12 protein-coding genes are annotated in these 16,447 nt (G+C 40.7%); 8 read left to right on the forward strand and 4 right to left on the reverse strand.

What is annotated here, in order from left to right:
• Positions 1-292: 292 nt before the first annotated feature.
• From ACKLNX_RS07110 to ACKLNX_RS07125, 4 genes are all read right to left on the reverse strand, one after another.
• The gene (locus ACKLNX_RS07110; protein ID WP_412971796.1) at positions 293-3,442 is read right to left on the reverse strand and encodes an efflux RND transporter permease subunit; all 3,150 of its coding nucleotides are present in this window, start codon (positions 3,440-3,442) and stop codon (positions 293-295) included.
• On the reverse strand, positions 3,442-4,653 hold the full coding sequence (locus ACKLNX_RS07115) for an efflux RND transporter periplasmic adaptor subunit (protein WP_412971797.1): 1,212 nt from the start codon (positions 4,651-4,653) through the stop codon (positions 3,442-3,444). Before ACKLNX_RS07115 ends, ACKLNX_RS07110 begins: the two co-directional genes overlap by 1 nt.
• Before the next feature lie 238 nt (positions 4,654-4,891).
• Positions 4,892-5,818: an electron transfer flavoprotein subunit alpha/FixB family protein gene (locus tag ACKLNX_RS07120; RefSeq protein WP_411694720.1), complete on the reverse strand. Its 927-nt coding sequence runs from the start codon at positions 5,816-5,818 to the stop codon at positions 4,892-4,894.
• Positions 5,815-6,573 (reverse strand): electron transfer flavoprotein subunit beta/FixA family protein, encoded by a 759-nt coding sequence (locus ACKLNX_RS07125; protein ID WP_412971798.1) that lies wholly within the window; start codon positions 6,571-6,573, stop codon positions 5,815-5,817. Before ACKLNX_RS07125 ends, ACKLNX_RS07120 begins: the two co-directional genes overlap by 4 nt.
• A 244-nt stretch (positions 6,574-6,817) precedes the next feature.
• Here ACKLNX_RS07125 and ACKLNX_RS07130 point away from each other — a divergent pair, with 244 nt between their 5' ends.
• The 8 genes from ACKLNX_RS07130 to ACKLNX_RS07165 all read left to right on the forward strand — a co-directional run bounded on the left by ACKLNX_RS07130 (position 6,818) and on the right by ACKLNX_RS07165 (position 16,390).
• Positions 6,818-8,467: an electron transfer flavoprotein-ubiquinone oxidoreductase gene (locus ACKLNX_RS07130; RefSeq protein ID WP_412971799.1), complete on the forward strand. Its 1,650-nt coding sequence runs from the start codon at positions 6,818-6,820 to the stop codon at positions 8,465-8,467.
• Between the two features lie 8 nt (positions 8,468-8,475).
• Complete coding sequence (locus ACKLNX_RS07135; protein ID WP_412971800.1) at positions 8,476-9,276, forward strand: alpha/beta fold hydrolase; 801 nt, start codon at positions 8,476-8,478, stop codon at positions 9,274-9,276.
• 89 nt (positions 9,277-9,365) lie between these two features.
• Positions 9,366-9,587 (forward strand): DUF2788 domain-containing protein, encoded by a 222-nt coding sequence (locus ACKLNX_RS07140; RefSeq protein ID WP_411694724.1) that lies wholly within the window; start codon positions 9,366-9,368, stop codon positions 9,585-9,587.
• A 37-nt stretch (positions 9,588-9,624) separates the two neighbouring features.
• The gene (gene fldA / locus ACKLNX_RS07145; protein WP_411694725.1) at positions 9,625-10,149 is read left to right on the forward strand and encodes a flavodoxin FldA; all 525 of its coding nucleotides are present in this window, start codon (positions 9,625-9,627) and stop codon (positions 10,147-10,149) included.
• Between the two features lie 403 nt (positions 10,150-10,552).
• Positions 10,553-10,960 (forward strand): hypothetical protein, encoded by a 408-nt coding sequence (locus tag ACKLNX_RS07150; protein WP_412971801.1) that lies wholly within the window; start codon positions 10,553-10,555, stop codon positions 10,958-10,960.
• A 36-nt stretch (positions 10,961-10,996) separates the two neighbouring features.
• Positions 10,997-11,299, forward strand: a complete 303-nt coding sequence (locus ACKLNX_RS07155; protein WP_412971802.1) for a hypothetical protein — start codon at positions 10,997-10,999, stop codon at positions 11,297-11,299.
• Positions 11,300-11,365: 66 nt separating this feature from the next.
• Positions 11,366-13,381, forward strand: a complete 2,016-nt coding sequence (locus ACKLNX_RS07160) for an EAL domain-containing protein (RefSeq protein ID WP_412971803.1) — start codon at positions 11,366-11,368, stop codon at positions 13,379-13,381.
• A gap of 126 nt (positions 13,382-13,507) precedes the next feature.
• Positions 13,508-16,390 carry a M14 family metallopeptidase gene (locus tag ACKLNX_RS07165; RefSeq protein WP_412971804.1) on the forward strand — a complete coding sequence of 961 codons (2,883 nt, stop codon included), beginning with the start codon at positions 13,508-13,510 and terminating at the stop codon, positions 16,388-16,390.
• Positions 16,391-16,447 lie beyond the last annotated feature (57 nt).

Here is a 16,447-nt window from a genome sequence, read left to right on the forward strand (position 1 = left end):
TACCCCAAACTTCCGCTCTAAGACTACTGAACTCTCTTCTTGGGCTAATTTCGCTAGCTTTAACTTAAATACTTTGTGATGTTTGGACATAAAAAGACCCCCAGTAATTGGATTGTCCAACTATTGGGGGTCACTTCAGAAATGGCTTTTTTATTTTTTTAATTAAGGAATTACGTAAGGCATGAAAACCTGAATCACTTCGCGATCAGGCTTCCTTCTGTGCCATCATGAATCCTAGTCCGCCTAAGCTTCATACTCTGCTATGAGGCTACCTACTCCGAATTCAGGCTTTCTATTCTGCCATCATGCTTCTGTCTTTCCTTTTAAACATACCTTTGAAGTCATCTAAGATCATATAAAGTGCAGGAATGAGTAGCAGTGTAATGACCGTCGCGAACAAAATACCAAATGCCAAGGAAATTGCCATGGGTATTACCGCCTGTGCTTGTAAACTGCGTTCGAAAACGATTGGCATTAAGCCCATAAACGTAGTGAGAGATGTCAGTATGATTGCTCTAAAGCGTTCACTTCCAGATTTAAGTACAGCTTCAATTAAAGTACGACCTTCCGCTCGAGCTCTATTGACAAAATCGACCATAATTAATGAGTCATTCACAACGACCCCAGCTAGCGCAATGATACCGCATATAGATAGAACACTGACAGCTTGACCTAAAACAAGGTGACCAACTATTGCTCCTACCATTCCAAAAGGTATAACAGACATGATGATGATAGGTTGCGAGTATGACCTTAGTGGTATCGCCATTAGTGCGTAGATTGCGACCAAAGCAAAAATAAAGCCTTGAGCTAATGAAAGAATTGCATCACCTTCATCTTTAGAGTTCCCCTGCAGCCTTGACTCAACGTCTGGATAGCGCTTTAACATTTCGGGGATCACTTTCGTTTGCACATCAATGAGTACATCACGGGTATCCACGAGTTCCTTGTTTACTTTTGCAGAAACCGACACGGAGCGACTGCCATCCACTCTCACAATGTTCGCGTAGCCTTTGCCTAGTTCGATATCAGCCACTTCACTGAATGGAATATCATCACCGCTGGGAGCTCGCACTCGCATCGTTTCCAAATTTCCAATGGAATTACGTTCTTCTTTTGGATAGCGAACCATTACCTTTATTTCTTGGTCATCACGTTGAATGCGTTGAGCTTCGGCACCGTAGAAACCATACCGAACTTGTTGAGCTAGCTGAGACAATGACAAGCCTAGAGATTCGGCTTCGGGTTTCAACGCTAGCTTAATTTCGTCGCTGCCCCCACTGAAAGAGTCGTTAACCTCAGTAACACCTGAGTAAGCATTCAAGTAGCTGCGCAATTCCTTTGAAATATTTTCTAATTGCTCAATATTATTTGAGCGAAACTCAAAACTTAAACCACTTCCAGCACCCGGCCCACCTCCAGCACTTCCTATATTAAAGTTTCTCACACCAGGTATTTCGGGTAAGTAAGAACGCCAAATATCTTGAATTTGGACGTCTGTTAAATCTCTTGTTTCACCTTTGGTTAATTCGACAAAAACAGTGCCTCCTAAGAGCCCACTGTCAAAAGCAATCGCATGATTAACAGCGCTGTATCCATTTTCATCAATGACTTGATCATCCATCTTGTACATAGCGTCGAGTATTGCATTTATCGCTTGGTCTCGCTGCTCTATAGATGAGCCTGACTCTAACTCAACGCTTGCTTGCATAAAATCAGACGGAATATCAGGAAAGAATTGCCAACGAACTAAGCCACTTGCAAATAAGCCTATCGTAATAATCAATATTCCAATAAAACTAGCTAGGGTTGTATAGCGGTACGTTACTGCCTTTTTCAAAAATGGTACGTACTTCTTCTCTATAAAGACCTTAATACCCACACTGAAAAAGTCTCTGAACTTCTGAAACCAATTAGCTTTACTTGGATCGTATGGTTTTAATTTCATGTGAACTAAGTGCGCTGGTAATATTAATTTTGACTCAATGAGAGAGAAAACTAAACACATGATAACGACAAGGCCAATTGTCTTCCAGATAACACCAAAAGTGCCACTTACCATCAACATGGGAGAAAAAGCTGCAATAGTGGTAAGAACTCCGAATGTCGCTGGCATTGCGACTCGTTTCACGCCCCGAATAACAGCTTCGGTACTGTGACCTTTTTTGTCTATCTCAGAATAGGCGGATTCGCCCATAATAATTGCATCATCGACTACGATGCCTAACACTAAAATAAAGCCAAACAAACTAAGCAAATTGATAGTTACATCAATCTGAGAAACTGGCATGAACATCAATGTACCCAAAAAGCAGACTGGTAATCCTACAATCACCCAAAACGCCAACTTAACTCTAAGGAATAATGATAAAACTACGAAAACAAGTATGGCCCCTGCTCCCATGTTTTTTATCATCATGCTCAAACGATCAGCTAAATAGAAAGAGCCATCACCCCATATGTCGGCACTAATACTTGCGGGCATTGTTTTCCGCTTTTTATCTAAATAATTATTTACTGCTTCTGATATCTCCAGCGCATTTTGATCGCCAACAGCTCTCACACGAATGCTGATCGCAGGTTTGCCATCAAATAAGGCAAATTGCCTTTCTTCAACGAAGCCATCATTAATTGTGGCAATATCGCCTAAAAGCAATCTGGTACCATCTTCACGACTGAGAAGTACAATCTTAGCAAAGTCCCAAGCATTATATGCTTGGCCATTTGCACGAAGCAGAATATCACCATTTTCAGAGCGAATTGAGCCGCCTGGTAAATCAATAGAAGACTGACGTATTGCTGTGACCAACTCATTGAAAGTAAGATCATATTCTTGCAGTTTGCTTTCCGATATTTCAACCGAGATTTCATAATCTCGTGAACCCACGATTGAAACGTTCGAGATCCCCGCTAAGTTAGCGATATCGTCACGAATACCCTGCGCATATTGCTTTAGTTCTCTTTCTGTTGTTTGACCATAAACGGAAACCCAAAGTACGTCTTGAGGAAACTTGATCCGGTAAACAACCGGTTTTTCGGTATTTCCAGGAAAACTGGGAATTGCATCAACTTGAACCTTCACCTCATCTAATACGGTTTGTACATCGTAACCATCTTCAACTTCAATTGAGACCGAGCCCAGCCCTTCTCGTGCTGTTGAGGTTAGCTTCTTAATACCTTCAATATCTTTAATTGCTTCTTCTAGCTTTAAAATTACACCTTCCTCAACTTCTTGAGGAGCTGCTCCTAAGTAGGGAACTTGTACCGAAATGACGTTGATTTCAAAGGGAGGGAAAACTTGTTTTTGTATCGTTAGAATACCAAAAATACCGCCAAGAATAATAATGAACATGAGTAAGTTTGCAGCGACACTATTGCGAGCAAACCAGGCAATAATTCCCTTTTCAGTATCGATGTGTTCCTCTTGGTATTGATTATCCATTACTTAACCTCAATAGCATTATCGTCTGTGCGAGATTCTGGTTTAGAGGGCGGTGTTTGTTCCTCGTCACCCAGAAAGCGAACAGGCATGCCTTCATATGGATTAGGTAAAGCACTCACAACAACTAGCTCTTGTGGATCCAATCCTTCACTTATATAAACAAAATCTTCATCTGCTCTTTGCACCGTGACAAAGTTTATTCTTATTTTTTTATCATCATCTACGGTTAGTATCGTGCCGTCTAGGCGTAACACATTGCGCGGCAATACGACAATATTGTCTGCAGTAATGCCGGTGATCGTTGCGTTAACAAAACGCCCAAAACGCAATGCCATACCTTTCTTTTGTTTTTGTAGCTGCAATTGGTAAGGGTCTTTAACTTCTACAACGCCGTATATGACACGACTTTTGCTATCTAAAACCGCTTCGTCACGCACTAACCGGCCTTGCCACTTAATAGTCTTGCCTGCAACTTCTGCACTTAAGGTGACTTGAGGTGTGTCTGTATTTAAGTCAGTCAAAAACGCGACATCATCATCGGTTAATGGTAATCGAACTTCCGCTACGTCCGTTGAATAGACCTCACCTAATTGAGAGCCAAGAGTAATAAATTGACCCAAATCGATATTTCGAGATTTCACTAGTCCATCATAAGGAGCTCGAATTTTAGTTCTGTCTAAGTTGCGCTGTGCTCTTTGTAAATTCGCCTTTGCAGCCTGAACTGATGCTTCTTCGCGTGCCAGCTGAGGCTTTCTTAAGCCTAATTCTGGAGGAGTTCCGTTGTTAAAAGAACGCCATTCTTCTGCGGCAACTTTTCCGCGTGCTTTCTCTTCATCAAAGGAAGCTTGAGCCCGAGCTAATTCGGCTTCAGCTAATAATAAATCTGTTTGATAATCATTAGTTTCTAATTCAACCAGCACGTCGCCTTTTTTGAAAAATCCACCTTCAACAAATTTGTCAGAAATGGCTGTTACTCGACCACTAACTTGGCTACTTAAAATAGTTTTATTTTTAGCTTGGACAGAACCTTGAGAATAGACTAAAAATTCAACACTTTTGAGTTCTATTGGCTTCGCATCGACAAGAAAATCGCGTTCAATAACTTCTTCTTTCTCAGGTTGTTCTTTCATACTAATAAGAACAACCATTACCACAATAGCGCCGATCAGTATTAAAACTGGGATCCCCGCCTTTTTGAAACCGCTAGACATTAATAAAGTCCTGTAAAATTATTAAATTAATCAACACTTAACATTGTACCCAACTTACTTCTGTTCAGCTTGTTTTACAATAGGTAAAAATTGTTAAAAGATATGTCAAAAATTTAGCACTAATTTTTACAAAGTGGCAGACAATAAAAAGCCCTTGTGAACAATCGTTCACAAGGGCTTCGATTAACTAAGAAAAACACTAGCTTTAGTTGAATAATCAACTATCCATTAGCGCTTGTTACAGTGCAGCTTCTAATTCTGGAAGGATATCAAATAGATCCCCCACAAGACCATAATCAGCCACTGAGAAGATAGGCGCTTCTTCGTCTTTGTTGATAGCGACGATTACTTTACTATCTTTCATACCAGCTAAATGTTGAATGGCCCCAGAAATACCCACAGCTATGTAAAGTTGAGGTGCAACAATTTTACCTGTTTGGCCAACTTGCATGTCATTAGGTACAAACCCAGCATCAACAGCTGCTCGCGAGGCGCCAATAGCTGCACCTAGTTTATCGGCGATACCATTTAACAATGCGAAATTCTCGCCATTTTGCATTCCACGACCACCCGAGATAATAACCTCAGCAGCAGTCAACTCAGGACGCTCTGACTTAGTAAGTTCTGCGGAGACAAAACTCGATTTCTCTGAAGTCTTTACTGTATCTAATGCTTCAACTGATGCACTTCCGTCATTCGCAGCCGCATCGAAAGAAGCAGCTCGAACAGTAACAATCTTTTTAGAATCTGAAGATTGCACAGTAGCGATTGCGTTTCCTGCATAAATTGGACGTACAAATGTGTCTTCAGATTCAACTTTAATTATGTCAGAAATTTGCGCAACATCTAACAAAGCTGCTACGCGTGGCATGAAGTTTTTACCAGTCGTTGTTGCTGCTGCAAACACATGCGTGTAATCAGCCGCAAGTTCGACAACTAAGTCCGCAATGTTTTCTGGCATTTGATGCTCATAAGCTGCATTGTCAGCGACAATAACTTTCGAAACACCTGATATTTTTGCTGCTGCATCCGCAATCGCTGAGCAATCAGAACCAGCGACTAAAACAACGACATCAGACGACGCACCTAGTGCAGCGTGAACTAATTTATTGGTTTCTGTTTTTAAGGATTTGTTATCGTGCTCTGCATAAACTAGTACACTCATGATATCACCTTCGCTTCATTCTTTAACTTTTCAACTAACTCAGCTACATCCGCAACCTTAATACCACCGCTACGCTGTGCTGGTGCTTCTACTTTTAACATTGTCACCTTCGATGTCATATCAACGCCAAAGTCGGCGACTGGTTTAACGTCAATCGGTTTACGTTTTGCTTTCATAATGTTAGGTAACGAAGCATAGCGTGGTTCATTCAAGCGTAGGTCAGTTGTAACAACCGCTGGCAATTGCAGCTTGACAGTTTGCAATCCGCCATCGATTTCACGAGTCACGTTTACTGTACCGTCTGCAACCACAACTTCAGATGCGAACGTGCCCTGAGGCATACCCGTAAGTGCAGCTAACATTTGACCAGTTTGGTTATTATCTGAATCGATGGATTGCTTACCTAAAATGACTAATTCTGGCGACTCATCTTCAACCACTTTTTGAAGCAGTTTAGCGACTTGCAAAGAATCAATAACCGCGCCAGCCTCTGTTTCGATGTGAATACCGCGATCTGCGCCTAAGGCTAAACCTGTACGAATTTGTTCTTGGCAAGTTTTGTCACCTATAGAAACAACAACAACTTCTGTCGCAACGCCCTTTTCTTTTAAACGAATTGCTTCTTCAATGGCAATTTCACAAAAAGGGTTGATTGCCATTTTTACATTATTAAGGTCAACACCTGAATTATCAGGTTTTACTCGTACCTTTACGTTGTAGTCTATTGCCCGTTTTACCGGTACTAAAATTTTCATAATCACCTCTATTTAGGGCTTTCGATAAAAAAATACTATTCGCTTTAATTACACTTTCACGTAAATATAGCAGTCATACAAAATTGTTGGCGCAAAATTTACTTACACTTTACGTAAACGTCAACCTGTATTCACAATAAATTGGTAATACATGGTAAATAGATTTTACAATGTTTTGACAAGCTGTAATATTCGTTTAATTAATGTTTGACTATAACTGGTAAGAGTTGTTTAGGAGATCCACGTGGAAAGAGAAGTAATGGAGTTTGATGTTATCGTAGTTGGTGCAGGTCCTTCAGGACTGTCAACCGCTTGTAAACTCAAGCAATTAGCTAACGAGAAAGGCCAAGAATTGAATGTTTGTGTGCTCGAAAAAGGCTCTGAAGTTGGCGCACATATTCTTTCTGGTGCGGTATTTGAGACCAAGGCACTCGATGAGTTATTTCCAAATTGGCTAGAATTAGGCGCTCCATTAACAACTAAAGTCACTGAAGATCATATTTATTTGTTAAATAATGAACAAAGTGCCACCAAGTTACCCAACTTCATGACACCAAAAACAATGCACAACACAGGTAACTACATTACGAGTATGGCTAATCTGTGTCGCTGGATGGCCGAACAGGCTGAAAGCTTGGGCGTTGAAGTGTTCCCAGGTTTTACAGCTGCAAACGTTCATTATAATGAAGATGGCAGTGTTGGCGGTGTCATTACCGGTGATATGGGTCTAAGTGAAAGTGGTGAACAGAAAGACAGCTACATGCCTGGTATGCTGTTGACCGCAAAATACACTGTTTTTGCCGAAGGTTGTCGTGGACATCTTGGTAAACAGCTAATGCAGAAATTTGAGCTGAATAAAGATGTATCGCCGCAACACTATGCAATCGGGTTTAAAGAGATCTGGGATATACCAGCGGAGCAGCACCAAGAAGGTTTAGTCGTGCACACCGCAGGTTGGCCATTGAACGATGCAACTGGCGGAAGTTACTTGTATCACGCAGAAAATAATCAAGTCTTTGTTGGGCTTATTGTTGACCTAAATTATTCAAACCCACATTTGAGTCCTTTTGATGAATTTCAGCGCTTAAAGCATCACCCTGTTATCGCCGAAACATTGAAAGACGGTAAACGCGTTACTTACGGCGCTAGAGCAATTGCTAAAGGTGGTTTTAATTCACTACCGAAAATGACCTTTCCTGGCGGCCTGATTGTTGGTTGTGATGCGGGTACCTTGAACTTCTCTAAAATAAAAGGCAACCACACTGCGATGAAGTCTGGTTTGATTGCTGCCGAAACCTTATTCGATATTTTGTCCGCTGAAACAAGCGATATAAAAGATCCTGTTGAGTACACTGAAGCATTCAAAAATTCTTGGCTCTACGATGAGCTTTATCGTTCAAGAAATTTCGGCGCTGCTATTCATAAGTTTGGCAACTTTATAGGTGGTGCGTATAACACTTTAGACCAAAACTTCTTTGGCGGAAAACTCCCTTTCAATATCGGTGATTCGACACCAGATCATGCTTGTTTAAAATTAGCGGCTGATTCGGTAAAAATAAGCTATCCAAAACCAGATGGTGTGCTGAGTTTCGACAAATTATCTTCCGTGTTTTTATCCAATACCAATCATGAAGAAGACCAACCGTGTCATTTGGTTTTGAAAGATCCATCTATTCCAATTACCGTCAACCTGCCGAAATACGACGAACCCGCTCAAAGGTACTGCCCTGCTGGCGTGTATGAAATTATTGAGAATGATGCGGGTGAAAAGCAATTGCAAATAAACGGACAAAACTGCGTGCATTGTAAAACATGTGATATTAAGGACCCGAATCAGAATATAAATTGGGTTGTACCTGAAGGTACTGGTGGTCCGAACTATCCGAACATGTAGAAAGTAGCATGCCAGAATTGCTTTTTTCTCAAACATATGGAGAGGAACATCTCGTTTCCTCTCCTGAACAAGCTAGTATCGTTTTAATTCACGGCTTGTTTGGAAACAGTGACAATTTATCTGTGATACGTCGACATTTTGAGACAACACACCATGTTTTGTCTCTCGACCTTCCAGATCATGGGAAATCACCACGCAGCGAAAAATTCGACTTTGATATATGGGCACAACAAGTCATCGATACTATTGTTTCCCATAATATAAAATGTGCTTATATTGTTGCTCATTCTTTAGGCGGCAAAGTAGCGATGCGCGCGGCAAGCCTGTCACCCACATTAATTCAAAAATTAGTGGTCATGGATATTGCTCCAGTTAAATATGAGGCAAGACACAATAATGTCATAAATGGATTGAATAATGTAAAGCTCGATTCGTTAACTGGGCGGAAAGATGCAATGGCACAGTTATCTGACTATGTAGAAGATCCTGGTACTCGCGCATTTTTGCTGAAAAGCTTGTATCAAGATGATGACAAAAACTGGCATTGGCGTTTCAATTTGCCCTTAATTGTCAGAGACTACCCAAAGTTGAGCGATTGGCCATTCGAAGGCGAAATGTATACTGGCGATATTACCTTCATTAAGGGGCAGAACAGCAATTATATTACGAGCGAACATCAAACGAATATTATGAAGCAATTTCCGAATGCGCAGGCCAAAATTGTGGATGCTGGGCATTGGCTTCACGCCGAAAAACCACAACTTATTAACACTCTGTTAACCCGCATTTTACGTGGCACGGATAAGTAACACTGATAGTTGATTAATGATGTAATTGGCTTCAAAAATCTACTCTAATTGTGGTAATATCCGCGCCAAAGTTTAATCGTGAGGTTTACATGACGCCTGAAAGCTATCAACAAATTGAATCCATTGTACTCAATGTAAGTTTAGTTGGTTTGTTCGTGTTACTTGGTTTGGCGATTCACGATGTATTAAAAAAGAATAATGTACCGCTGATCGGTCGCGTTGTCGCGTATGGCGTGCTCGGCTTGGGTGCTGCTGGTTTTGTGGCTAAAGGTATTATTCAATTATTTTATGGCGCTAGTGGAGTTTCATAGACTAGTGCAATCAATAAGACGTTTTAGAGGGTAACAAATGGCTAGCGTTGGTTTATTTTTTGGTAGCGACACGGGTAACACTGAGCACATTGCTAAAATGATCCAAAAAGAATTGGGTAAGCAACTCATCGACGTCAAAGATATTGCAAAAAGCAGTAAAGAAGATATCGCTGAATTTGATTTGCTGATTTTTGGCATACCTACTTGGTATTATGGCGAAGCGCAATGCGATTGGGATGACTTCTTCCCTGACCTGGAAGAGATAGACTTCGAGGACAAACTTGTCGCTATTTTTGGTTGTGGCGATCAAGAAGATTACGCTGAATACTTTTTAGATGCGATGGGCATGATAAGAGACATTGTTGAGCCCAAAGGAGCAATACTAGTGGGTCAATGGCCAACTGAGGGCTATGATTTTGAAGCGTCTAAAGGCATGGCTGATGACGATCATTTCGTTGGATTAGGTATTGACGAAGACCGCCAGCCAGAATTGACCGAACAACGAGTCAAAGACTGGTGTAAACAAATAAATGATGAACTTTGCTTAGCTGAGTTGAGATAGTTCAACTTAATCAACTCATTGTATTGATTATTTTCAGGTCTAGTTCAAACGTTTTGACTAGACCGTCTTTTCAGATAGACTCAGCGCTCTTCAAATCTATTCCTGTTCTAATCCACCCCTGTTCTGATTCAATTCTATTTAATCAACGCAATATAAAGCTCCAACCTTTTTCGTGGCTCAATCATCAACTCCTTATAACTCTGTCTCACAAATATCATGAGATTTAAGCTACCATTCGACGCAAGCTCAATTATTAGAATATCCAGTAGATTATTACTTAAAGTTTGTTGATTAAACCACTACAGTCATGTAATTTGTAAACAAAGTCCGAGCTTGAATTTACTATCAACTATGTTGGATTTTTCCTTATTGCAAAACGCTTTCAGATAAAATGGTGAAAAAGATGAAAAAGTCAGCATATCTGGTCGCTCTCTCGTTGCTAGTATCAACTGCATCGTATAGTCAATCGAAAGACGTTGTAGCCTCATTTGGCGGTTCTCTTGCCCCATGGGTGTTTGAAGAAGGTCCGAGTGGTTTGTTAGTTGATTTACTGAAGGATTGTCTCGAACCCTCTGGTTATACTCTCAAGCCTAAACTTCATCCTTATGCGCGACGCATCTCAGAGTTCGTAAATGGTGAAGTAGATGTCGTTACCGATATTAATCAAAAAATAATCGATGAACGAGGTCTGAAAGGCTACTACACCGGTAATGTTTATGCTTATGAAAACTTTCTATTTTCCTTGTCTGAAAGTGAAATTAAAGTAAGCAGCATAAAAGAGCTGTCAAATTACTCCCTACTTTCATGGTAAGGCGCAATTACACACATTGGCGGTGAATATGCGACAATGGCATCACAGAATGAAAACTACAGTGAAACTCACAATCAAAAAACTCAGTTGAGAATGCTATTCAGTAAACGTGTAGATTTTATTCAAATGGATAGAAACATATACGAATATTACCGTCAGGAGATGCTGCAAGACAGCGATTTAGATGTAAGCGTTCCTGTGGACATTGTTCCTTTATTCGGTAAAAGTCCAAATGGTTTTCTTTTTAAAACAGAAGCAGCAAGGGATGCTTGCATTAGTAACATGGATAAAATTAAACAAAACAGCAAATATAAAAATACATTGTATTTCGGAGACTAATTAGGACCAATATTTTACATATTGCATCTTGTTTAGCGTGAAGTTCCGTATTTTAGGACAGTAGAGTTGACGAAATTTTTCAATTATTTAACAAAATCCCTTGCCTTAACTCAAGCGATAATTGCATTAATACTCAGTATCGTAATCGGATTTTTAATCAGCGCAGTTTCACTCAATACTCACCTATCGGACCAACGAGAAAGCGCCTTAGGTTTAGCCGAGGAAATATTAACGGCTGCTGAAGGTGGCGCGACTAATGCTGTCTGGACTTTAGATCCGGCGCTAGCGGAACAAGTAATCGGCAGTATGACCGCTCTTGGTATGGTTCAAGAGGCGGTGCTGATTGGCGAAACTGGTAACACTCTGGCTGAAGATAGGAAACCATTACAAAAAAATAGTGACGTGATTGATTGGCTTATATCAAATTTTATCGGTGACGAGATAAAAGGTGAACGAAATTTATTTATTGAGAGAAACAACACAAAACGCAAGATTGGTGTTCTTTCAATAAAACTAGATTTAAGTCCTGTTGCACAAGAATTTATGAATGTCGCGACAAGCGTTATCGTAACAGGCTTATTGCAGGCCCTGACAATAGCATTTATTCTGCTTTGGCTTTCCTCTTGGTTATTAACAACGCCTTTGATTCAAGTCACAGAATCCATCTCAAAAATTGATCCAGAGAACCCTGACCCTCTAGCCTTATCTAACTTGAAAATTCACTATAAAAATGAATTAGGACAATTAGTTAGTCACATCAATCAAATGTTGCAGGGGCTTATTAGAGCCCAAGTACAACTCAGACATCTCGCAACGACAGACGCACTTACAGATCAACCAAATAGAACCTTGATAGTTGATCGCTTGTCCCAAGCAATTAAGAAAGCCGAGCGCACAAAAACAAAAGTTGCCGTCTTATTTGTGGACATGGATCGATTCAAAAACATCAATGATTCTTTAGGTCACGATGTTGGAGACATCTTACTTGTAGAAGTTGCCAATCGCCTAGTTAGCGCTCTTAGAAGCAATGACTCCATCGGTCGATTGGGCGGAGATGAGTTTTTAATCGTCATTGAAGGTCACACAGAATTGAATGAGGTAGTAAAAGCGGTTCAGCGGCTCGATGAGGCCTTGTCACGCCCCTACCTATTGCAAAACCATGAAATTCGCACTTCTGGTAGTATCGGCATTTCAATTTACCCCGACAACGGTGTTGATACCAATAAACTCATGCGTTGTGCAGACCTTGCCATGTATGAAGCAAAAGGAAGTGGCAGCAATTGGCATTTTTATGCCAAGGATATGAGTGACAAAGTAGAAGCACGATTGAGAATTGAGGCAGCATTGAATTACGCGGTAGAACGTGAAGAGTTCCACTTAAATTATCAGCCAAAACTGAATTCTCAAACAGGTAAATTGGTAGGATGTGAAGCCTTGATACGCTGGAATAATAATCCCGAGCCAATATCTGTAGAAGGTTTCATTAAAATAGCCGAAGAAAGTGGATTGATAATAGCAATCGGCGATTGGGTGCTAGAAACGGCTTGCAAACAAATAAAAAAATGGGAAAAAGAGTACGGTGGCATTTCTATTGCCGTCAATGTTTCCGCAAAACAAATGCAACAAGACGACTACGTCGAGCGTGTTTTGGCGATGATCAAAAAGTATGACGTTAACCCTAATTTACTTGAATTAGAAATTACTGAAACTGTGTTGATGAAAGCCTTAGATGAGAGTTTTATAGCACTAAAACAATTACGCCAACATGGCATTAGAATATCAATTGACGATTTTGGGACTGGGTATTGTTCACTCTCCTACCTATCTCGCTTACCCATCGATACTTTAAAAATTGATCGCTCATTCGTTTCTGGTGAACAAGCATCCATCGCTGTTCTCGAAATGATTGTGGCAATGGCGAAAGCGCTAAATTTAAAAACCGTTGCGGAAGGAGTTGAAACCGAAGAACAAAGAGATTGGTTGATACAGGAAGGCTGCGACTATTTGCAGGGTTATTTAATCAGTAAACCAATACTAGCTGATGAATTTGAAAAACTGTTCCTTAGTGATTTGAAAACGTAAGCAGAAAACAACACTCTTTAAGTAAACTTTCAATTCCATTAGCATTCTTCACTTGTCAATTAGTATACTTTTGTCGCACACTAAAGGTGACAGACAACTATTATATTAATGACAAAAGGATTACTCATGCGAAAACCCATCAACGTTGCGGTTTGTGCAGGATTGCTTGCCTTATCTATTGGCGTTAGCCAGGCAAGTTTATTGATGAAACCCACTTATAATGCTGACTTAGATTATCAAGCTAAAATGCTCTCTGGTAGCTATGATACTACCTTAACCCACCCAGACGATATTCTTGGCTTTCCGATTGGTCACAGAGTAGCAACACCAGCTAAGATCAATGAATCTATTCAAACATGGAAAACGCAGACTGATCGTATGCACGTTGTTGAGTATGCAAGAAGTCATGAAGATAGACCTTTGCACGCCGTATTTATTTCAAGCCCTAAAAATCTTGCGAAGATGGATGAGATATTAGAGAAGCTAGATGCCCTATCGGACCCAAGAAAAACATCCGATTCGAAAGCTAAACAACTAATTGATGAATTACCAGCAATCGCATGGATGGCATATTCTATACACGGTAACGAAACCTCGGGGGCAGATGCGGCTCTAACATCCATATATCATTATGCAGCCTCTCAGGATCCTAAAATAAAGGCAATGCTTGATGACATGATTATTGTCATTGACCCTATGATGAATCCAGATGGCCGCGATCGCTTTGCTAAATCGTTGGAACAATACAGAGGCACAGCGCCAAATGTTGACGATCAATCATTGTTACACCGAGGCGATTGGCCATATGGTCGAACAAACCACTACTTTTTCGACTTAAACAGAGATTTTTTCTACCTGACACAGCCGGAAACCAAAGGTAGAGTATCCCTCATTAATAAATGGCGCCCTCAATTGATGATTGATGGCCATGAAATGGGCCCACAAGATACTTACCTAATGGGTCCTCCTCGCCAGCCGCTTAACTTCAATATTGCGCCGACAGTACAAAAATGGGCTAAAACTTTTTCTATCGATCAAGGTGCAGCATTTGATGAAAAAGGATGGCGCTACTATACAGGTGAATGGTTTGAAAATTGGTATCCTGGTTATTCAAACTATGCAGAATATAGAGGCTCCATGCATATTTTGTATGAACAATCTCGTATGGCCGAAGACGGTGTGAGACGCCCCGAAGGCACAGTGCAAACATATAAAGAAGCAGTGCATCATCAATTTGTTAGCACTGTGGCAAACCTAGAATCTTTGCACAAACACAGCAAGGCAATGTACAAAGACTATTGGGAAGATAGAAAATCTGTTCTCGATAAAGATAGTCAGTATGCCAACAAAACCTATGTTGTTTTGGCTAATAACAACGATTCACGCATGAAAACATTGGTAGAAAAACTGCAAGCGCAGGATATAGAAGTTTATGTCGCAGATAAAAGTTTCAAGGCTAAGAATGCGGTGAATCATTTGGGTAAATCAGAAACTCGAACGATACCTGAAGGAAGCCTAATTATTCCTAATCGACAACCTGAGGCTCGATTGTTGTCGGCTATCATGGAGTTTGATGCGCAAATATTACCTGAAACAGTGCAGGAAGAGCGTCAGAAGATTCTTCGTGAAGGTCAGTCAATTATGTATGACTCCTCAGCGTGGAACCTGACAATGATGTATGGTTTAGATGCCCTCACCTTGCCTACAAATATTACCGACGATATTAGTCCTTACGCTGCGAGTAATAAAGCACCAACAAAAGCAAGTAAAGACGCGATTGCTTGGGCCGTAAACGGCGATGATGATGCTTCAGTTGGTTTTGCTGCGCGCCTGATGGAACGTGGTGTACAAGTTAGAGTCATTGATAAAGAAACCCAATTAGGTGCCGAAAGCTTAGTGAGAGGCTCGGTTGTCGTTACTATTACCGACAATCCAAATAAGCCAGATTTGATTTCTTTGATTAATGAAACGGCGGCAGAAACATCACTATCGATTCAAAACTTGAAGACCGGTTATGGTAAAGGTGATATGCCTGAGTGGGGTGGCGAGCACTTTAATTTGTTAACACAACCCCAAATTGCAATCTTAGGACAATCTGGAACAAGCAGTAATGATGTCGGCGTTACATGGTGGAGTTTGGATACTCATTTAGGTATTCGTCACTCACAACTTGATTCTGGAGCGATTAGTCGTACTGATCTTCGCAGATACAACGTGATCATAATGCCGAGTTCTTGGACAGTTTCTGATAGCACAGTTGCGGCTCTGAAAACTTGGGTTGAGCAAGGTGGTACTTTAATCACTCATGATAATTCAACGCAGGCGTTCGCCTCTAAAGATATCAGTAAAGTAAAAGTAGTTGACGATATATTAGAGGATGCGGAGAAATATGACATTGCGCTTCAACGCAGGCTTCTTGCTGAACAGTCAATTGGAAAAGTAGAAGATTACTTTGCTACGACAGTGCAAGAAGATGTCGCCTACCCTTGGGATGATGCACCGAAAAGATTAAGTAAAGAGGATCTTAAAAAGCGGAACGCATGGCAGAAATTATTCATGCCAGCAGGTGCAATGGTTTCGGGCGACGTTGATACCCAACACTGGTTGAGTTTTGGAACCTCGGAAACACTGCCACTGTTATATTCACGTCAACCCGTTTTGATTGTCCCTGAAAATGCAGAAGCGGTTGTTACCGTGGGCGTTTATAGCGATAAGAAAAAAGTGAAGAAGTCGAAGGATGATGAAGACAAAACAAAAGCCATTGGTTGGTATAGCCTTCCTGAGGACAGGGATCTTCACATTAGAATGAGTGGTTTGTTATGGCCTGAAGCGGCTCAACGCATTGCCAACTCAGCTTACTTAACTAGAGAGAGTTTAGGCCGAGGACAAATCATTATGTTCTCTGGTGAACCCATCTTTAGAGGTGCAACATTGGGCACAAATCGTTTGTTACTCAATGCAATTGTTTACGGACCTGGAATGGGAACACGACCAAATATTGTTTTATAGACAGTAAGGTTATTCTCAACAGGTCTTTCTAATGACCACAAAAAAGGAGCTTCATGT

Source organism: Glaciecola sp. MF2-115, assembly GCF_047250385.1.
In the GTDB taxonomy this organism is placed as follows: domain Bacteria; phylum Pseudomonadota; class Gammaproteobacteria; order Enterobacterales; family Alteromonadaceae; genus Glaciecola.